Genomic DNA, 20809 nt, shown 5'->3' on the forward strand with positions numbered 1-20809 from the left:
TTTATATTATCTCTAAAATAGCACGTGCAATCTTATTTGCACCGCCTCCGTCTACAAGTTTCCTTGCTTTGTCACTCATTTTCTTTCTGAATTCTTGATTGTCGATCGCTGCGATTCCCCATGCAACTATCCTCTGAACAATCCTGTCGTCTTCTCTTAAGTCACCTGCGTACTTAACCGCTCCGGACTTATCAAAGGCTTTTACAAATTCAACCTGATTGTCAGCCATACTGTAGACCACGGTAGGTACTCCGACTGCACACAGCTCATAAAGTGTTGTTCCGCCTGCCGTCACCGCGAAGTCGCAGCTTTTCATCAGTCCTGCCATATCGGGAGTTGATTCATGCAGTGTTATCGCAGGATATTTAGCCGCAAGCTCTTTTAGCTCTTTGACATAGTCTTCCTCAAACAGAGCTCCGACGATAACGTCACAGGTAAAGAGCATAAAATCAGGTATCTTCCTGCACGGTCCGTCGTTTTCATATACTTCCTTAAGGAGACTGCCGACTATATGATACGGATCTGTTCCTCCCGCGGAGAGAAAAGCTCTTTTGGCTATAGGAATAACATCATAATCTATGCCCTCGAATTGCTTACGAAGAGGCGCATACTTCGCACCAAGAAGCTTATGTGGAGCACTGTAGAAATCCTTGGGAATCTCGATGTCATAATTGACCACAAGGTCAACCGGATAATCAAATTTATAAAGATCGTCAATAAAGCCGGTCTTGGTTGAAAGATTATTCTTTTTTATGATGTCGTTTATCGCATCAAAGTAATCCTCTTTGAGGAAATACGAGTCCATAAGATAAAAATCCGGCTTCTCATCTGCGATCATCTCTTCCAGGACCTCAATATCCTGCATAGGCTCTGAAAAAACCGTGTGAAGGATGCGTGCATCATACTGAATATCTTCTTCATCCGAAAGCGTCTGCAAAAGATTGGCACTATCCTCATCGGAAAGCACAAACTCCACTTCAGCGCCAAGAGCTTTAAGCTCCTGTGCAATTGTCATGCATCTTCTGATATGTCCTGTTGCAATGATTCCGTTACCGTTTGCTTTTATCCAGATCTTTTTTCCCATATCCGAATCATCCTCATTTATTGAAAATCTTCGTATTTGAGCGGATCACCTCTGAAAAGATCGCGCGTTGCAACCTTACCTATAACTTTATCATATTCTACGGGCGGAAGGCCGTTTCCGGGTCTTATCGACCTAATATTGGCAGGTGTCAGTGCCTCGCCCTGCTTGATATCTTCCACAACAAAAAGAGATCTTGCTCCTTCTCTCTCTGTTTCCTGTACGGGAGTAAGCTTATATTCTTTAGAGCCGAGCGCTTTCTCGACCATCCTAACGTTCTTTACAAGTTCCTCAAATTCCTTTGGCTCCATGGAAAAGGCACCGTCCGGACCTCCGTCGGATCTCTTAAGCGTAAGATGCTTCTCGATCATTCTTGCTCCGAGTGCTACGGAAGCTACAGCTACGCCCGAGCCCATTGTATGATCTGAAAGTCCCATGATACAGCCGTACTCCTGTGCAAGAGTCGGGATCATATTGAGATTGACGTCCTCATAAGGCGTAGGATAAGCCGATGTACACTTAAGGAGAATAATATCCTTATTTCCTTCCTCAAGACACGCTTCAATTGCAAGTCTGATATCGCTCTCTCTTGCAACTCCCGTTGCGATGATCATAGGCTTTTTCTTGGAAGCACAGTTTCTGATAAGCGGAATATCCGTAATCTCATAAGATGCGATCTTGTATGCCGGCATGTTCATCTCTTCCATAAAGCTGACAGCTGTGTCATCAAACGGTGAAGAGAAGCAGTCGAGTCCGAGACTATTTGCAACTTCACAGAGCTTTGGCTGCCACTCCCAAGGAGTGTAAGCTTCTTCATACAGCTTGTGAAGAGTCGTTCCGTCCCATATCGTACCTCCGGTAATCTGAAAATAACTCTTATCAGAATCAATTGTTATTGTATCAGCCGTGTAAGTCTGCAGCTTTATGGCATCAACGCCCGCATCTTTTGCCGCGTGGATTATCTCTACCGCCCTGTCATAATCCTGCAGATGGTTGGCGGACATCTCCGCGATAATGTACACGGGATGATTGTTTCCGATAATATGATCAGCCAATTTGATATTTTGATTAAGTTCATATCTTGGCATCTATCTTGTTTCCTCCATAATTCCAAGTGCCGCTCGGCACATCAGATTTCATAATTGTTTTTCATAATGTATTCATCATTGGTCCACGGCTGTCTTGCGGTATAAAGCGTTCCGTCAGCCTTCTTTACGTAAACGGCAGGATAGTAATGGATAAAAAGAGGTGAGAGGCAGACCGTATAACCGCCTGCATTGGTAAACACCACTCTGTCCCCTGCCTTAAGCTCAGGCTCCTGCTCTGCCATAAAGAGTCTGTCGTATTCCATACAGGTTGAACCGCATATCATCTGCGCGGGAAGCTTCTCTCTTCCGGATTCGCCGCCTGCAATCTCAAATCTGTGAGGGTACCATCTTCTTGTAACCTGAGGATTAAGATTAACTCTGCTTCCGTCGATGATAACGTATCTGTGATCCCTGACCTGCTTTGCATCGATAACACTTGTTACAAAATCAAAACTCGATGAAACCATGGATACTCCGGGCTCCATGATAAGCTTAGTCTTTGATACATCAAAAAATTCCGAAAGTGACTCTGCAATTGCAGGCACATAGCTTCTAAAATCGGGCTTATCCTTAACTCCGCCGTAGTAACCGCCGCCCATATCAACATATTCAAGATCCAGTTTGTATTCTTCAGCAACAATTCCGGCAACCTTGGCAAGAACCTTATACGCGTCTACAGAGCGTGACTTGGTCGAAGAATGAAGATGAAGACCTGCTATCTTAACGTTATCCGCGGTTTTGAGCTTGTTGATCACAGCCTCAAGAGAGCCGTTCTCATAGCAATATCCAAATCTGCTTCCCTCTTCGTCAGCAAGTACTTCATCGGGAAGAAATGCGGAAATATCATAATTAACTCTTAAACCTACATTTAATTTTTGACCCGGATGGTTTTTTGCAATCTCAAGAACCCAGTCAGGTTCGTAATTGGAATCAAGATTAACAATTCCTCCGGCTAAAAGAACTTCCTCAAACGGAACTCTCTCCTTGATAGGTCCGTTAAATATAACTTCATTTGGTTTATAACCGATTCTTTTTACAAGATCATATTCCTCGGCGGATACAACCTCGGCAAAAAATCCATTGTCTTTGAAATGTTTAAGAAGCCACGGAAGAGAATTTGTCTTTACCGAATAAGAACAAGTGTAATTATTCCAATCCTTATCCAGAGCGGTTTTGAGCATATCTATATCCGCATCAAGGAGCTTCTCGTCAATCCTGTAATAAGGAGTGGCGAGCTTGCTGTCGTCGAATTTCTCGCCGCGCTTTAAAGCCTGTGCATATGTCGCGAGCCTACGAACACCGCCTTCGCGCGCAATTTCCTCACAAGCATCGGGATGCAGCCTCACGTACTTCTGCTCCGCGATCTTCCAATCATCGAATGTATCGATGTCCTGAACCTCATCATCCGAAAGGATAACGGGAACCATATCTTCAACATCCGTTGTTCTGCCTCTGAAGAAAGCATCGGTTCTGCAAGCATAGAACTGACCGCTGTCATGATATAACTTTTCAAGATCCTGAGACCTGGTATTTTCAAATTCGGGATATTTTCTTACAAGTCGTCCGTCCACAACAACAAATCCCCTCTGAGGAGGATATGAAAACTGGCACACGGGAGTAACCGATTCATGCTCATCAAGGCATTTCATCGCCTCTTTTAGCCTAACATCCGTTATGAATGGAGCCGTGGGATATATGCAGCAAAATCTGTCAAAATCCTGTCCAAGTTCTCTGTATTTTTCGAGCACCTCGGCAATAACTTCATCGGTTGTCGCATAGTCGCCCGCCGTCGCGTCGGATCTAAAGAAGGGCACTTTTGCACCGTATCTTTTGGCAACCTCGGCAATCTTCTCATCATCCGTTGAGACCATGACCTCGTCAAAGGCGCCACTTTCAAGAGCTGCCTTGATCGAATAAGCAATTATAGGCTGCCCGCAGAACTCTTTTATGTTTTTTCCGGGGATTCTCTTACTTCCGCCCCTGGCTGTAATTATGGCTATGGAAGTCATTTTGTCTCCTCCAGCTCAAATTCGCTCTTAATGGCGTCGCAATATCCGTCCAGCTCAAAATGTGTCGCCGCCTCAAGCACATAGAAGCCTCGTCCCATAATGGATGCGCCGTTTGTGACTTTCCCAAGGAACATTCCGGGCTGCAGATTGCACTGCCATGCCTTAAGCGGATATTTCTTCATAAGTTCTTTTTCATCAGGAACCTTGTTCACTCTGACATCTTCAAAATCAAAATATCTTATGACCATGTTTCCCTTGGTCTTAGCATCAAACGAGTAGGTCTTATTCAGACCCGGAAGCGCATATTTTATAAACTCGACCACCTCATCAACACCGCTTGCCATCGGGGTAAAAAGATTGTGGAGATTATGTCCCGAAGGTCTTGCAGATGTTTCGATGATAAACGGTCTGTTATTGTTGTCTTTAATTATATCCGCATGGATAAGATTATCCTTAAAGCCTACGCAATCACCGATCTTCTGCATAAGATCGACAACTCTGTCATAAAACTCTTTGTTTTCCTCTGTTCTGAGGACGGAATAATAGCCTACACACTCTCTGTACGGAGGCGGTGTGTTCTTTTTGCCCCTAAGAAGGATGAGCTTAAACTTACCGTCAACAAACACTCCGTCAACACCGTATTCAGGTCCGGGAATACAGCTTTCTATACAGTAATCCTCGTCATAGGGCTGACCTTTGAGAAATTTCTCCTCAAGCTCGGCGCGAGAATTAAAGATCTCAACTCCTCTGCTTCCCGAGCCGAATCTGGGCTTAACAACAACGGGATACATATCGTTAAGTTCTGAAGCATCGGGAACATCAGATCCCGCGGGCAAAAGATACAGCTCAGCATCTCTAAGTCCGTTTTCATTCAGGATTCTGTGAAACTCATATTTATCGGTACAGATACCGGCCGCTTCTTCGGTTACTCCGACAAGTCCGTATCTGTCATTTACAGCCCCCGTTGTCGTAAGATATCTTCCTATCGGAACCGGAAGCACAACGTCAGGCTTATTTTCTTCTTTGTCCAAAATCTCGAAAACCTTCTCGGGATCCCTTATATCAACCACAAAAGAAGCATCTGCCTCTTTAAGCCCCGGCGCCTTGGGATTGCCGTCAAGTGCAACGACAAAAAGGCCAAGTTCCTTGGCTTTACTGATCGTATATATCGATTCGGAGCTTGCTCCGATAACCGCTGCTCTCATCTATAAAAACCTCCGAAGAACACCGAAATTCTCGCATTCTCTAACTAATTGATTATAATATATCGCGCGTACAAGGTCAAAATCCGAAGCACCGTTCGTTCCCTCGGTGGCGCATAAACCTGGCTATCTAACCTCGTAAGTTGTCCACATATCTTCGGTAAACAGCTGCTTGAAATCCCCTGATACCTTGCAAGAAGCTGTCAGATTATCAAAAGCCTCTTTTTGCAGATCGTCATCAGCGGCGTACAAAACTATCTTATCCGCATTTATCACATCTTCATCAACAATCTTATCTGTGTTCTCTTCATCCATGTAAAAGACCTTGTCGTAGCATAGAAGCTCATCCGTCAGCCTCCATACGTTATGCGCGGTCGCAGGATTAAACATAACAACTGCTACCGAATTCTTATCAGCGTTTTCTTCGCTTGCATAAGCCATTTTCTCTACATCCTCAGGATAGAGAAAGAGCACATTTTTATCAATAAAATGTCCCTTTGCAAGGAAGAACAAAAGAGCTGCCGCCATAGCGATCAAATATGCCTTATTACCGATCGAATCGATGACGTAATAAAGGTCGAAGAACAAAAGCAATATTATGAGCCCGTAAATAGGCATCTCATATCTTCCGGACGCACTTCCCACAAGAAGCGCACACTTGGATGTCAAAAGAAAATATCCGACCGTTCCCACAGTCAGAACAATGACCTCCGCACTGACTTTTTTGTGTTTCTTATTGGAAACAAGCAAAGTCATTATCCCAAGGATAAGCATTATAGCAACAATGATCAGTCCCCCCGAGAAAACAAAATTGTTCACAAGTCCTATAAAGAAAGACACTCTCATTCCCGTGTTTTTAATGTCAAAAAAGCTTCCGGCCGCTCCCGTTCCTCTGTAGCCGCCGAAAAGATGATGAACGCTCGCAGGATATGTGATAACCGCCAGCATAAGTGATACAGCGCAGCTAATAACATAAACTGCCGCCTTCTTTACATCTTTTTTCTTAAAGAGTATCCAAAACGTCAGCGCCGCTCCGATACTCACAAAGAAGAATATATAAAAATACTGGATCAAAAATCCGATGTAGGATATCGCCATAATAGGAAGTATCCTGCGCACCCACAACCTCTTAAGATCTGACGAATACTCATCATAATCTTTCATAAGCTTAATGTGAGCATAGGCACAAAGAATTATCACCGCTCCAAGCCATGCATACATACGGATCAGCAGATTGCATGAAACGGTCTGAGTATTGATACCCCAGAACAAGAGCGTCAAAACCTGTACTTCAATAGGAACTTCAAGTGCCTTCATAAGCGCAACCATCGCAATAAATGCGATAACAAACGATATTAAATTGGTTATGATCCCGCTCCACTTCGTAAAGCTTCCGGGCGTAAATGAACATAATGTGTGGAAAATATAATAATAAACGGGAGGATGAACATCCCATGACTGAACGAGCTTAACTAGTCCATAGTTAAAGCCCTCACCCTTTTTTACGGAGAACTCATCGAGAACAGTCTGCCTATCCTGCCATTCCCTGTCGGGCTGATAGAGTCCCAGACTCCTGTTCGAAGAAAAATATGTATAATACTCATCCTCATGAAAGCCCATCTTTTGGAATCCGTAAAATACACTGACCAGGATCGATATGAGTAAGATTATGTAAATCGCATATTTTTTCATGCTTTACAGTCCCCTAACGTAAGCGTGGAGTTTTCTGACAAGCCTCGGTGCGGGAGCAAGGATCAAAAGATATATCTTATCCCTTTTGGACAGATACTTGCTTCCAAGGATCTTACCGAGATTTTTTCTGATATTTTTAACAACGCCTCTGTAAAAAACATTATCCCCGGTCATCTTACTTGTAGGAATATGAAGAAGATAATCAAGCCTCTGATAATACCCGAATCTCTCCGCCACCGGGATAAGTTCAGGATATATGTCTTTTACTATATCAAGCGCAACATCGGCGTTTCTTACGATGTCTGTGAAAACACTCGGGAAATAATCCTTATCTTCGGCTTTCTTCCTGGAATTACTGCCCGTTCTGTAGTATACGTGATAATATTTCTCGGGAAGGATCACAAGCTTATTTATCCTTGAAAGGGCCTTGATCATAAGATAAAAGTCCTCATTAAGCTCACCTTCGGGAAAGCGAAGATCATCCGCAAGGACCGATCTTTTTGTGATCTTGGTACAAAAAGAAGCATCGCCCGTGTGCATAAGAAGCGTACGCATATGTTCCTTGGGTGTAACAACCGTTTCATCTGCGGGAGGCGTGATCACATCAGGAAGCATCGTGCCGTCTTCAGCGATCTCATCCCTTGAAACCTGAACCATATCGGCATCATAGCGCTTAGCAGCATCCATGAGCGTACTAAACATCCTACTATCGACAAAATCATCACTGTCGACAAAGCCAAGATATTCACCGGTCGCATGACTTATTCCAAGGTTTCTGGCACTGCTTGAACCGCCGTTTTCCTTGTGAAAAGCCGTGACATTCTCATATTTGGCCGCATACTCATCGGCTATCTTGCCTGTAGAGTCGCTCGAACCGTCATCAACAACTATAATCTGTAAAAGCTCCGCAGGGTAATCCTGAGAAGCCACAGACTCGATACATCTTCCGAGAAGATCCTCGATATTATATGCAGGTATGATGACCGTTAGTTTCCCGGTATTCTCAGCCACTTACAGCCTCCGTCTCAGCCTCGGTCTGTTCTACCACAACAGGATCCGGCTTTATCTCATTCTCTTTCATCTGAAGTAAAAGATCATATCCAACCGCCAAGATGGTTATAAGCATAGCTATCGAAAGCGGCCATACATCAGACACAGTCGAGCCGAAAAGATATCTCGAATATGTGATCATCGCTATAACCTGAAGTATAGTGCAGATTGACATTCTCTTATACGAAAATACAGCATAAACTACTGCAAGTACTTCGGGAATATACGCGTATCTTTCATGCATTGCAGGCAGACAGAAACAGCAGAGCAGCGATGTAAAGATAACAAGAGTTATCATATATTTTCCGGTTATCTCAAATTTCTTTTTATAAATATAATATGCAAGAATACCAAAGATCATCACTGTCGCTACAGATCCCACAGGTATAAGTATCTTTCTGATTCCGGAACTGAGATCTTTTGTAATTATCGCATAGATGCTGGGATAATTCATGGTGAGCCTTGAGAACATCTTAACCTGCTTACCGTAAATACCAAGAAGGTCTCCCCAGCTTCTTCCGGCTATCGCAGCAGGAACCATGGCAAGAACATGGATAACTGGTATCCAGAAGACATATCTGATCTTAACTTTATTCTTAAGCCACATAAGTATCACAAAAGGCACGAAGAAAATAGCCTGCTGCTTAAAGCTGTAGGCAAAAGCCAGATAAATAAACGCTTTGTTGTCTTTTCCCTTGATAATGCTAAGAAGAGATAAGAAAACAAACGTGGTATATATAGAATCGTTCTGCGCCCAAGCCCCGCTGTTAAGCACCATTGAAGGAAGAAACATAGCCGCAGAGTACGCGATCATAGTCTTCTTTACATCTTTACCGGTAACTTCGCAAGCAATTCTTGCTATAGTTACAGCGCAAATAAAATCAAATATCACGGAGACTGTCTTAACAAGGTACCTGTCTTCGATCCCGCCGCCTATATAGTGAAGGATCACGATAATATACTGAAACATGCAGTTGTAGTCAAACGTACTGGCATCGGAAACACCGGGTTTAATCCCAAGATAAGCAAATCCGCCCGCCTCGTGGCACTCTCTCATCCAATCTGCAAAAGCAAGCTTGTAATCGCCCGAAACGATATCATAAAGCGACAGTCTGATGATCAGTCCAAGACATGTCATTACCGTAAAAAAGAATAGATCAAATAATGTCAGCTTCAGACCGAAAATTTCAAATTCGGTGTCAAAAAATTCATCGATACTTCTCATAAATTCCTCATTCCAATCGGTTCTTTTCCTGCATGGTTCTTAAGAAACCGGCAGGTTTAATAATCCTTGCGGCGCTCATAGGCCCTTTTGCGGAAAAAGCCGGCTCTTTTCCGTCTTTATATCCTTTGCAAAAGCGAATAAGCTCAGCGGCCGCATGTTTTGGATTCCAAAGCTTGCCAATTGTCTCAGCGGCTTTTTCACCAAACTCCAAGATTTTATCTCTATCTTCAAATAAGAGCAATACTTTATTTGAAAAATCAAAGTAATCGCCGTTTGAATATGTATATCCGTTTACTCCGTCCTCAATAAGAAAAGGAACCGCACCGGCTTCATTGGAAGCAACAACCGCACATCCGCAAGACATCGCCTCGTTGACAACGGCTCCCCAGCCTTCAAGATAATTGCTGGTAAAAATAAAAATATCAGCTGCTTTCATATAATCCAGCACCTCTTCAGGCTTTTTCCCACCTGTCAAAGTGACTTTATCTTCAATTCCCTTCTCAGTTATGCTGCGCTCAAGATCTTTTTTGAGCTCTCCATCACCTATGATATCCATCCTAAAATCATAACCGAGTCCTTTTAACTTCTCGGCAAGATTAACTGCAAATTCCGGATGCTTAAGATCAATAAGTCTTCCCGCCCAGCAGATCTTGATGGGATAACCGACCTTTCGCTCCGTCTTTACTTCTGATGCTCCGACAGGGAAATAGCCCCATTTAAGCATCTTGCCGGGATAACTGCCTATAAGTTTAAAATCCGAGGCAACATAAGCACCCGCGCACAGGAGATAAACAGGCTTTTTTCTGTATCTGATGTGTTCTTTATATTTGTTTATAAGCCCCTTGGGACTTATCATCTTCCACTGTCCTTCTCTGTAAATTCTCTCACTCACACGAAAAGACAGCTTGCCGGAAGACAACCTTTTCTCCTCAAGCTCTTTTACAATCCCCTCTGACCAACCGAATATCGTAACATCGCTATTTAAGATAAGATCTTCGCAGGTCTTTTTGTCCTCATAGTACACAGAAACAAAAGAGTATGAACCGGGATCGACTGCCCATCCCATGTCTATCCTCTTCTGCTCCATCGGCATGGTCTGGATGAAGTGAAACTCCACGTCAGGACCATACTCCGCCATTTCCTTACAAAAAGGAATCTGATGGTGATTTATGTAATTAGAGACAAAAGTAACGACCACTTTGTTTACTCCTTACCATTAATCTCATCATAAATCTCAATAAGTCTCTTATAATTGGCATCCGCGTCATGAGTTACGCGCGCATGCTTGGATGCATTGTCACCGTAAACCGCTGAGATCACGGGTTCATCCCAGATCTCAAGGATCTTGTCCGCAAGCTCTTCGGGATTCTTATTCTCAAACAAAAGACCATCCTTCTTATCCGTAAGAAGATTCGGGATGCCGCCTGTTCTCGATGCTACGATCGGAACTCCGAGGAGCATAGCCTCTCCGACTGAATTGGGCGAATTCTCGATCACGGAAGCGCACACAAATACGCTGCTGTGCAAGAATCTGTCTTTCATCTGCTCCTGATTGAGCGTACCGAGCATCGATACTTTCTTTTTAAGCTTGTTTGAAGATATCAGCTTCTTCAAGTATTTACCGTACGCACTCGCTCTTAAGAAAAACGGGTATTTGTTGTTGCTCTTACCGATTATATTGTTACCCGCAACGTAGAGATGCGCATCAGGATATTTCTCCAAGATCTTAGGCATAGCCTGCAGCACAAAATGGAAGCCCTTAAGCGGGTAATCACCCTGTGCCAAAAAGATAGTGTGAGGATCTGCCTTCTTCTCTTCCCACTTTCCGGTGTAAAAGAGAGGTCTCATCGTCTCATTCATCGAAAAATACTTTGCTTCGGGATTGATCTTAGCAGTCTCCGCCTTGTCAAAATCGGTTCTTCCCGTAATGTTTCCAACGGAAAGAATTGCCTCTTTTTCATGCTCCGCACGTATCAAAAACTTATTTCTCTGCTGAACCAAAGAATCATCCTTGATACGATCTCTGAAAGTAGCGGATTCCTGAACATTGGCCGGAAGTCCTGCCATGTAATCAAACGCGATAGCACCGCAAAGCCCCTGAATACCAAGAAGTGTCTTATCCGGATTATTAAAGGCTCTGAGCATAGCAAGTGTATGAGGGAACTCGGTTCCGAAAATATGCACGATATCGGGATTAAAATCATCCAATACTGTGCGGAATCTCTCCTCGATACTGCGATCGTAGGTCTCCGGATGGTCAAGATCCTCAGTAAAATCATAGTAGGTTATACCGTCGATAACCTCTTTGTAATTGCCGGCATCTTCTTTAGGAAAACAAATTCCAAGTGTCAAATTATTCTTTTCGGAATCATTTTCCCCAATGATCCTATCAAGACAACCCGTAAGCCATCCTTCTCTTACGGAGTATTCAACTCCATGCGCTTCCGCATACGCCGGAAGCATAATGTTACATAACCATAAAACTCTCAATTTCTCTTCTCCTTTAGCTTGTAAATAAAGCTCTTAAGCGTGTTGTAAACTCCTGATGTAAGCTTATTTGATGACAGCGCAGTTCGTAGCGCTGCAAAAGTAAATATCCTGATTATATCATATTTTCGAATTTGTGACACGGGAAGATACATTTTGATAATATCACGGCGCTCTTCCTCAGACATTTTCTTGTTTACATCGGAGAATCCGCCGCCCTCATAATTGGCAACGATCACCGGCATGTAGACTGCCTGTGCCTTCTCTTTATAAAAGCATCTTAAAAAATGCTCGTAATCCGCTCTGACCTTATATTTTAGCTCAAACGGATTTCTGTATATGAGTCTCTCATCATAAAAGCATGCCTGATGAGACGGAACGTTTCTGTAGCACGCAAAATCATCAATCTTGGGATTGGACGCCACTCTGTATCCTGTCATGCAATCAAATGTATCTCCGTAAAAGATCGAAGGAACCGTTGTTCCGCTCTTTTCAATCTTGGAAATAATATGATCATGGACCTTTCTGAGCACATTCTCATCTCTGAAAGTATCTCCGCAATTCAAAAAGAAAATATATGAAGGAAGCTCTCCGGCACGAAGAATCTTAACTTTCTCCGCATCTTCAAACTCCGCGTCCTCTGCTCTGGCGTTCTTAACCTTATCATTTAAATGCGAAGCCGCGATATTCATCGCATGATAAATTCCGTTATCACAGCTCTCAATTATAGTAACTTCGCCCTTTTCATCGACATTTCCGGTCATCCCCAGTTTTTCCCTGAGCTTATCAAGCGAACCGTCCGTAGACATTCCGTCTTTTATCAAGATCCTGTAATTGCAATAAGTCTGCTTCTTAACGCTCTCAACGGTCTCGATCAGCTTATTTCCGGGATTATATGAAACTATTATTATTGTAAAAAAAGGCTTCTTCATAAAAACAAAAACTCCTTAATAACCTTTATCCGAAAGAATAGGCGGCATATCGTGGAAAAGAATCGTCTGATACGGAAGTATCCTGACTCCGTCCCTCGGCGCGTCATATCTCATATACATAACAAAATATACCAAGCACGCAGCGCAGACCAACACCGTGACCAGCTTTCTCTTTTTATCATCCTTGATATTTTTTATAACTGCAGGGATAAAAAGAATCTGAGTCACCGTAAGGTAATATCCGAGCCTCGAGATTTCCGGAAGGAATTTACCGAATATATAAAGCGCCAGCGCGATCAGATTACAGTGAAAATAAAACAGATAAGTCCTGTTTTCCTTAAGCTTATCCCGAAGTACAAAAAACGCAAAAGCAAGCACGGCAACGCATCTTGCTATGGCAGTAATACTCGTTCCGGTATTAAGCTCCGTATTTTTGTATGTGTAATAAATCCACAACGCAGCCTTAAGATAAAGATCATTAAGGAACAGACACGATAAACACATAACCGCGCTCACTCCGTACATCCATCTCTTCCACTTAAGTCTTGCCAGCGGATAAAAGAAAAGAATCAGCAATATGGAAAAATGAAAAAGACAACCGATAAGTGCCACAACCGCAAATCTCGGCCAATCTTTTTTTATCACAAACTTGATCGAATACAGCGCCATTCCTAAAGCTAAATAATAACGCACGGTACTTATAGACTGGAAATAATATCCGAGCAACATGAACATTCCAAAACTCAAAATGAACCATTCACTCTGATCCCAGATTGCTTTCATAAAAAAGAGAACCGTAAAAAACGAAAAGAAAGCGAAGACCAAAATAAATTGTTCCGACCCGCAGATTGAATAAATAACATATGTTACTATGTTGAATCCGGGCTCCGTTATCACGTATGCATTGGAATAAACAAGATGCATCTTCTCAACATACGATGCATAATCGTTTCCCACATTAACCCTGAGCGCGGACACCAAAAAAAGGCCCAGGAAAATAGTAAGCATCGCAATAAGATTGACCATGTCCTGTCTTTTCATGCCACGATGAATGCACATATTACGTGCATATTCTGTATTAAGTTCCGTCTTCTTGATCAGCATGGCGGTCATAATGACCACCGCTGTCAAAATCAGGTAAACAGCCATCTGTATCCTCTCAAATAACTCAAGCTCAGATTATCTTGTCTTTAGCTTTCTTCCGTGGTTTACGCCCTTGGCAAGAAGCTTATAGCTCTTAACAAGCCCCATATCCTTACACATCACATCTTTGTTCTTAAACAAATATCTAAAGCCCAGAATCTTGGCAAAATTCCCATATAAGAAATGATAGAGTACACCGCGGTCAAAAAAGAATCTGTCGGTATATCCCTTAAACCAGGTAGATTCCCCGACCTCTTCGTGACCAAGTGAGACCGGAGTTCTGTACATGCAAAGCCCGGCCTTCAAACAATCATGCAAAAACAGTGAATCCTCTCCGTTCATGAACTCGGTGCCGCCTCCGAACAAAAGAGAATACCTCACTCCCGCCTTAATTATCTTATCTCTCCTTGCAGCAATTGCGTACGCCGGATATCTTCCGTAATTTCTCCAGGTTATCCTCGCGTAATCCTCATTCCGATAGGTCTCCCTCCCCGGCTGCGCCTGAACGTTAAAAAGAAGCACATCCGCTTCCGGATGCTTATCGAATTCGTCAACTATTCTCTGTGAATATCCCTCATCATAAACGATGTCATCGTCTCCAAAGTGAATAAGCTCATGAGTTGCCGTATCAAGCGCCATATTTCTCGATAATCCGACGCCCTTGGCATGTCTTGTGAGCACCTTACATAAACCGCTTTGGGTTACGATCATCTCATCCTTATCCGCACCGCTTCCGTCGGGAACCTGATTGACGATAACGGCATCGGTCTCTATTTTCATTTTAAGAGGAAGCTCCTCTGCAGCCTTATTAACGGCTGAAATTAGTATCTCAAGTCTGTCAGACATCAGGTTAAACTCCGTAGTATTTTTTTATAAATTTCTCATCGGCACGTGCAATAACGATTCCCAAAATAGGGCAGTCATGCTTCTTTAGCTGTGAGATTACATGTTCGGTCATGCATCCGTTCTTTTTACCCATAGGAACGCCCAGTATCACACCGTCCGATTCGCCTATTTTTCTGTAATTCTCTAGAACCTTGCCCGGAACCTCCATGGGAGTGAGCTTAGATACGCTCTCACTTCTTCCGTTGCCAAGAACATTCTTTAATACATCAAGATCTTTTACCGACCTCTCATAATCTTCCAAACTGTCGGTTGAAATGAAATAGGCCTTTTCTGCCTTTGAAGCATATTTTTCATACGCCGCCGTCAGCTCGTTTTTGAGCATGTCACTGATCTCGCCTTTGGAAGATAATACTCCGAGAACAGGAATACCATATCTTCTCTCACACTCCTCGGGTACATATACCGAATCGTCAAACGCGTCCAATAAAAGAATTATCAGCACAGCCAAAAGAGCTGCCACAACAGCGCCAAATATAATCGCCGTCAGAATCCTGTTATCAACTTTCTCAGGATAAACATCGCTTCTTGAAATAACCGAAATGGTATCAACCGCATGCATAACACTGATGCTCGGGAAAATCTCAAAATCTTTTATGATTGCGTCCGTTATCTTATTTACCTTGTCTTTATCTGCGTTCTTGACTGTGATGACAAGAAATCTGTAGTCCGAAGGAACGTCCGCCGAAACTGAATTTTTTACCTCTTCTTCCGTTATGTCGCATCCTTCGTCCTTCAAAATCTTTGCTGTCTCTTCAAGCACATCGTGAGACGGCAAGATAAGCTTGGACCACGAATAAGAATTATAATAATCAATCATTGTCCCGCCGGATTCATTGGTAAGATACGCATCGGGAGAATAAGTCAGATAAAATGAGGTCTGTGCTTCAAAGCACCTCTCAGGTCCGAAAGCAACCGTCACCAGATAATAAATGCATCCGCCGATAAGCGCTCCGATAAGTGCCATGACAGGGATAAGCCACAGCTTCTTTATAAGTCTTAAATAAAAGCTCTTAAGATCCAGCGTTTCTTCCATATATTTGTTCTTGTTTCTGTCCATGTATCAAGTCTCCGTATCTCGGTCGTGCGGACTTTTTACCTCCGCACACCGCCTTCCTTATGAGTTCTTCTTGGCAGTAATCTGGTCATCCTCAATTCCCTCCGTCGCATCGGGAGTTATAAGGATCTTGGGTGTAAGCAGCGCGATCTTAAGATCGAGCCAAAGCGAATAGTTCTCTATATAAGTAAGATCAAGCTTAAGCTTGTCATACGGCGTTGTATTGTACTTGCCGTAAACCTGCGCATAACCCGTAAGTCCTGCTTTAACCTTGGTCCTGAACGCAAACTCAGGCATCTCTTCCATGTACTGATCTATGATCTCCGGCCTCTCGGGTCTCGGACCGATAAAAGACATATCTCCGATGAGAATGTTAAAGAGCTGAGGAAGCTCATCAATCCTGCACGCCCTGATAAACTTACCAAAAGGTGTGATCCTGGAATCATTCTTGGCAGCAAGCCTTGCAACACCGTCCTTTTCCGCATCCACACTCATACTTCTGAATTTCATTATCTTAAACTCACGCCTGTCTTTGGTGCACCTTACCTGTTTGTACAGGATCGGACCTCCGTCGTATAGCTTGGTCACGATCGCTGCGATCAACATAAGCGGCGAAGTAATGATAATAAGCAAAAGAGATATCAAGATATCAAGTAATCTTTTTATAAATCTCTGCTCAATCTTGATGGAATATTCTCTAAGCAAAAGAACCGGTGTATCAAAAACATGAAGCTGCGATGATCCTTTTAACAGCACATCCGTTATCTTGGGCATCACATATATTCTTATATTTCTGCCATAACAGTATTTAACAAGCCCATTCCTGTATTGGCTCGGAACATCCCAGATGATAACTCCGTCGTAATCTCCAAGGCATTCTTCGTATACCTTATCAATACCCTCGGAAATATTGATCTTTTTTACAATAGTGTACTTATCTTTTCTTGTATCAAATTTACTGATAATATCATCCGCAGCATACTCGCCGTTTACAAGGAGAAGCCTTCTGGGCGGGAATATCCGCATATAAATAACATTCGTTATAAATGCCCACAAAAACGATATTGCCATCTGAACAATCCAGACTCCCAAGAGTGGAACGATCGGAAGTATTTCGTAGGTAGCTCTGATAATGGTCATTATCAGGAACATAAAGAAATTTCCCAAAAGAAGTGCAAATATCTGAGACAAGAAAACATCAATAGGCTTTAGATAGCCTATTCTGAGTCCGCCATACGTATTTAAAAAGAAAAAGAGTAGCAAGAAATACACTACAAGTATGAATACGTGTCCCATGAACACATAAGTAATACCCATTCCAGTAACGCCGGTCTTACCGGGCTTGTAATTATGCAGGAACGGATAATAAACAGCAAACCATGCCCACGCAAAAACCGCGGCATACATACATATTCCAAGGAAATCAAATAGCAATACTATTATTCTTTTAAATGATTCACTTTTTCTCATAAATCCCCTTACTGTCACGACGACCTATCTCGCAGCGCGGAAAACTGCTTACAGTCTGCGAAGAGTCGCTCTGACAGCCCATCCTCCAAAGTAAAATAAAGATTCCAACACCGACAGGTTGGCTATATTTCTGTATAAGAACCAGATTCTTTCCATAGCGATAAGCTTATTGGACGAAAGAGACTTTGGTGGTCTCCTGTAGATCGTAAGATTCTCATCAAGTCCGTAAGCTGTAATTCCGCTCTTAAGTATCCTCCACCACGTAGCCGTATCCTCGCTCGGAACCATCGGCATATGGATAATTTCCATATCTATATTTTCCGTATCGAACATGACCGTACTTGTGAAAATAACGGTTCTTGAAAGCGCCTGCCTGAAATTAAGCGTAGCGGGCGCATGAACAATCTTTCCCGTAGGCCGCGCTTTCTCATCTCCGAATTCATAAGAGTGAAAAGAAAAAGCGGCTCCCGTCTTTTCCATGAAAGCAATCTGCTTTTCAAGCTTATCCATCTCCCATACGTCATCTGCGTCAAGAAATGCTATATACCTTCCGATCGAAGCGTCAATTCCCGTGTTTCTCGCAGCAGCCGCTCCCTCGTTAACTTCTTTTCTAATAAGCTTGATACGCTTGCCCTGCTCTTTGATGCACTCCTCGATGAGATCAGCACTCCCATCTCTGGATGCGTCGTCCACAAGGATAAGCTCCCAATCCTTGTATGTCTGATTGCATACCATGGCTATGGTATCTTCTATATATTTAGCCGCATTGTAGACCGGCACGATAATACTGACCATTACAACTCCTCTTTTACGATGTACAAAGGACGCTTCTTAACTTCAAGATACGTCTTTGAAAGGTACTGACCGACCACACCCACGAAGAACAGCTGCAATCCGCCGACAAACAAAATGATACTCGCCATGGAAGCCCATCCCACCATTTGGTTAGGATCTCCCACGGTAAGCTGCCTTATAACAATAAATATGACAAAGATAAAGGCGACCAAACAACATAGCATGCCCAAAACAGATGCAATAGTCAGAGGCGTAGTCGAAAAAGCCACGATCCCATCGATCGCATAGGCAAAAAGCTTCCAGAAAGACCACTTGGTCTCACCCTTTCTCCTCTCGATATTTTCAAATTCAATCCATTTATTCTTAAAGCCGACCCATCCGAAGATTCCTTTAGAGAACCTATTGTATTCTTCCATGGAAAGAACAGCGTCGACAAATTTGCGTGTCATGAGCCTGTAATCCCTTGCTCCGTCAACAATCTCCGCGTTGGAAATCTTGTTGATAAGTCTGTAGAACATCCTCGCAAAGAACGATCTGATCGGAGGCTCGCCTTTTCTGCTGACCCTTCTTGTGGCTACGCTGTCGTATCCTTCATCCATCACCGCATTTATCATTTCAGATAAAAGAGCCGGTGGATCCTGAAGGTCACAGTCCATGATCACGACATAATCGCCCTTTGACTTTCGGAGTCCTGCGAACATAGCCGCCTCTTTTCCAAAGTTCCTAGAAAATCCGACAAGATGAACTCTATTATCCTTCTCATGAAGGCGCGTAACTTCTTCCTGCGTCTTATCCGAAGAACCGTCATCAATATATATGATCTCAAGCTCGATATCTTTTTCCTTGAAAAAAGACTCGTTCTTTAAAAGCTCGTTGTAGAAATCCGCGATATTATCCTGCTCGTTGTAGCAGGGAACAACAACACTAAGTAATTTCATTATTGTCTCTTACTCCCGTTTCATGTTCTGACATGGCGTAAACTTATACTTGCCTCTAACGCAAGTTATAAAATCCCACTCTATTCAGTATTTTACACTTAAAGGGCCTGTCTTTCAAATTTTAGGACAAAAAAACACCGCTTTGGAAGCAGCAAATACTTTCAAAGCGGTGTTCTAACAATCTTTATCTCTCCGCGCGCATGGGATTCTCTAGGAAATCCTTGTACGCAAGCTTGATACCGTCTTCAAGCTCTGTCTTATATGTCCAGCCAAGTGCTTTGGCTTTTGATACGTCAAGAAGTTTTCTGGGCGTTCCGTTGGGCTTTGTGGGATCCCATCTGATCTCGCCTGTGTAGCCGATGATGGCTGCAACCTTCTCCGTAAGCTCTTTTATCGTAAGCTCTTTTCCCGTTCCGGCATTGACCGTCTCGTTGCCGCTGTAGTTATTCATAAGGAATACACAAAGGTTCGCAAGATCGTCTACGTAGAGGAACTCTCTCAAAGGACTTCCGTCGCCCCAACATGTAACGTAAGGAAGATTCTGCTCCTTAGCCTCATGGAATCTTCTGATAAGTGCGGGAAGAACATGAGAATGTGTGGGGTGATAGTTATCATTGGGTCCGTACAGATTGGTAGGCATAACCGAAATATAATCCGTTCCGTACTGCTTATTGAGGTACTCACAGTACTTAAGGCCCGATATCTTGGCAAGCGCGTATGCTTCGTTTGTCTTCTCAAGCTCTGATGTAAGAAGGCAATCCTCTTTCATAGGCTGAGGAGCCAGTCTGGGATAAATACAGGATGAACCGAGGAACTCAAGCTTCTTACAGCCGTTCTTCCAAGCTGCGTGGATAACGTTCATCTCGAGGATCATGTTCTCATACATGAAATCCGCAAGAGCTTCGGAATTACCCATGATACCGCCAACCTTGGCAGCTGCAAGGAAAACATAATCAGGCTGCTCCTGGGCAAAGAACTTTTCGACCTGGTCCTGTCTCGTAAGATCAAGCTCGCTGTGGGTTCTTGTGATGATATTGAAATATCCCTGCTCCTTGAGCTCTCTTACGATCGCAGAGCCAACCATTCCTCTATGTCCTGCAACATAGATCTTGTCATTTTTTTCCATCATGATATGCGCCTCTTTTCCTTAATTACTTATCAATTCCCTTTTCAAGGAACTCCGCAAGGTTAAATTCTACGTGCTCGTTAGCTCTCTCAACGGCAACCTTAGCCATATCGTGCTCAACCATGATCTTTACAAGCTGTTCAAAAGAAGTGGTCTGAGGATTCCAGTGGAGTTTCTCTTTTGCCTTGCCGGGATCGCCCCAAAGGTTAACAACGTCTGTAGGTCTATAGAAATCAGGTGATACCTCGATGAGTACCTTTCCTGTAGCCTTGTCGTAACCCTTCTCGTCAGCGCCCTCGCCCTTGAACTCAAGCTCAATGCCCGCATAGTGGAATGCAAGCTGTGCAAACTCACGAACAGAGTGCTGAACGCCTGTTGCGATAACAAAATCCTCAGGCTTATCGTTCTGAAGAATAAGCCACATACACTCAACATAATCCTTGGCATAACCCCAGTCACGAAGACTTGAGAGATTTCCAAGATAAAGTTTATCCTGCTTGCCCTGTGCGATACGTGCTGCTGCAAGCGTGATCTTACGTGTAACGAAAGTCTCGCCGCGGCGCTCTGACTCGTGGTTGAAAAGAATTCCCGAGCAGCAGAACATGTTGTAA

18 protein-coding genes are annotated in these 20809 nt (G+C 43.3%); all 18 read right to left on the reverse strand.

The window, feature by feature from the left end:
- Position 1: 1 nt before the first annotated feature.
- Positions 2-1084: a UDP-2,4-diacetamido-2,4,6-trideoxy-beta-L-altropyranose hydrolase gene (pseG, locus tag BM377_RS06655; protein ID WP_092245623.1), complete on the reverse strand. Its 1083-nt coding sequence runs from the start codon at positions 1082-1084 to the stop codon at positions 2-4.
- Positions 1085-1101: 17 nt separating this feature from the next.
- The gene (gene pseI, locus BM377_RS06660) at positions 1102-2169 is read right to left on the reverse strand and encodes a pseudaminic acid synthase (RefSeq protein WP_092245626.1); all 1068 of its coding nucleotides are present in this window, start codon (positions 2167-2169) and stop codon (positions 1102-1104) included.
- 41 nt (positions 2170-2210) lie between these two features.
- Entirely contained in the window at positions 2211-4178 is a 1968-nt protein-coding gene (pseF, locus tag BM377_RS16690) for a pseudaminic acid cytidylyltransferase (RefSeq protein WP_092245629.1), read from the reverse strand.
- A complete protein-coding gene (locus BM377_RS06670) occupies positions 4175-5383 on the reverse strand; it encodes an ATP-grasp domain-containing protein (protein WP_092245632.1) in 1209 nt (402 codons plus the stop codon). The genes pseF and BM377_RS06670 overlap by 4 nt, the downstream gene beginning before the upstream one ends.
- Before the next feature lie 123 nt (positions 5384-5506).
- Positions 5507-7072 (reverse strand): hypothetical protein, encoded by a 1566-nt coding sequence (locus BM377_RS06675; protein ID WP_092245635.1) that lies wholly within the window; start codon positions 7070-7072, stop codon positions 5507-5509.
- A 3-nt stretch (positions 7073-7075) separates the two neighbouring features.
- Positions 7076-8083: a glycosyltransferase family 2 protein gene (locus BM377_RS06680; RefSeq protein WP_092245638.1), complete on the reverse strand. Its 1008-nt coding sequence runs from the start codon at positions 8081-8083 to the stop codon at positions 7076-7078.
- Positions 8076-9347, reverse strand: coding sequence for a hypothetical protein (locus BM377_RS06685; protein WP_092245640.1), 1272 nt, complete (start codon positions 9345-9347; stop codon positions 8076-8078). The genes BM377_RS06680 and BM377_RS06685 overlap by 8 nt, the downstream gene beginning before the upstream one ends.
- A gap of 7 nt (positions 9348-9354) precedes the next feature.
- The gene (locus tag BM377_RS06690; protein ID WP_092245643.1) at positions 9355-10545 is read right to left on the reverse strand and encodes a glycosyltransferase family 4 protein; all 1191 of its coding nucleotides are present in this window, start codon (positions 10543-10545) and stop codon (positions 9355-9357) included.
- A 5-nt stretch (positions 10546-10550) separates the two neighbouring features.
- The gene (locus BM377_RS06695) at positions 10551-11837 is read right to left on the reverse strand and encodes a glycosyltransferase family 4 protein (protein WP_092245646.1); all 1287 of its coding nucleotides are present in this window, start codon (positions 11835-11837) and stop codon (positions 10551-10553) included.
- Positions 11834-12766 (reverse strand): glycosyltransferase, encoded by a 933-nt coding sequence (locus BM377_RS06700; protein WP_092245648.1) that lies wholly within the window; start codon positions 12764-12766, stop codon positions 11834-11836. The genes BM377_RS06695 and BM377_RS06700 overlap by 4 nt, the downstream gene beginning before the upstream one ends.
- A 15-nt stretch (positions 12767-12781) precedes the next feature.
- Complete coding sequence (locus BM377_RS06705) at positions 12782-13915, reverse strand: EpsG family protein (RefSeq protein ID WP_092245651.1); 1134 nt, start codon at positions 13913-13915, stop codon at positions 12782-12784.
- A gap of 30 nt (positions 13916-13945) precedes the next feature.
- Entirely contained in the window at positions 13946-14755 is an 810-nt protein-coding gene (locus BM377_RS06710; protein ID WP_092245653.1) for a glycosyltransferase family A protein, read from the reverse strand.
- Between the two features lie 4 nt (positions 14756-14759).
- The gene (locus BM377_RS06715; RefSeq protein ID WP_092245656.1) at positions 14760-15872 is read right to left on the reverse strand and encodes a YveK family protein; all 1113 of its coding nucleotides are present in this window, start codon (positions 15870-15872) and stop codon (positions 14760-14762) included.
- Positions 15873-15929: 57 nt separating this feature from the next.
- On the reverse strand, positions 15930-17339 hold the full coding sequence (locus BM377_RS06720; protein ID WP_092245659.1) for an exopolysaccharide biosynthesis polyprenyl glycosylphosphotransferase: 1410 nt from the start codon (positions 17337-17339) through the stop codon (positions 15930-15932).
- A gap of 48 nt (positions 17340-17387) precedes the next feature.
- Positions 17388-18134 carry a glycosyltransferase family 2 protein gene (locus tag BM377_RS06725; RefSeq protein ID WP_092245661.1) on the reverse strand — a complete coding sequence of 249 codons (747 nt, stop codon included), beginning with the start codon at positions 18132-18134 and terminating at the stop codon, positions 17388-17390.
- The gene (locus tag BM377_RS06730; RefSeq protein ID WP_092245664.1) at positions 18134-19072 is read right to left on the reverse strand and encodes a glycosyltransferase family 2 protein; all 939 of its coding nucleotides are present in this window, start codon (positions 19070-19072) and stop codon (positions 18134-18136) included. Before BM377_RS06730 ends, BM377_RS06725 begins: the two co-directional genes overlap by 1 nt.
- A gap of 184 nt (positions 19073-19256) precedes the next feature.
- Positions 19257-20198 (reverse strand): GDP-L-fucose synthase family protein, encoded by a 942-nt coding sequence (locus tag BM377_RS06735; protein ID WP_334292988.1) that lies wholly within the window; start codon positions 20196-20198, stop codon positions 19257-19259.
- 25 nt (positions 20199-20223) lie between these two features.
- Positions 20224-20809: GDP-mannose 4,6-dehydratase (locus BM377_RS06740; protein ID WP_143104479.1), on the reverse strand; the 586-nt coding region annotated here is incomplete at its 5' end.

The sequence above is a fragment of the Butyrivibrio sp. INlla21 genome (genome assembly GCF_900116875.1).
Classification (GTDB): Bacteria; Bacillota; Clostridia; order Lachnospirales; family Lachnospiraceae; genus Butyrivibrio.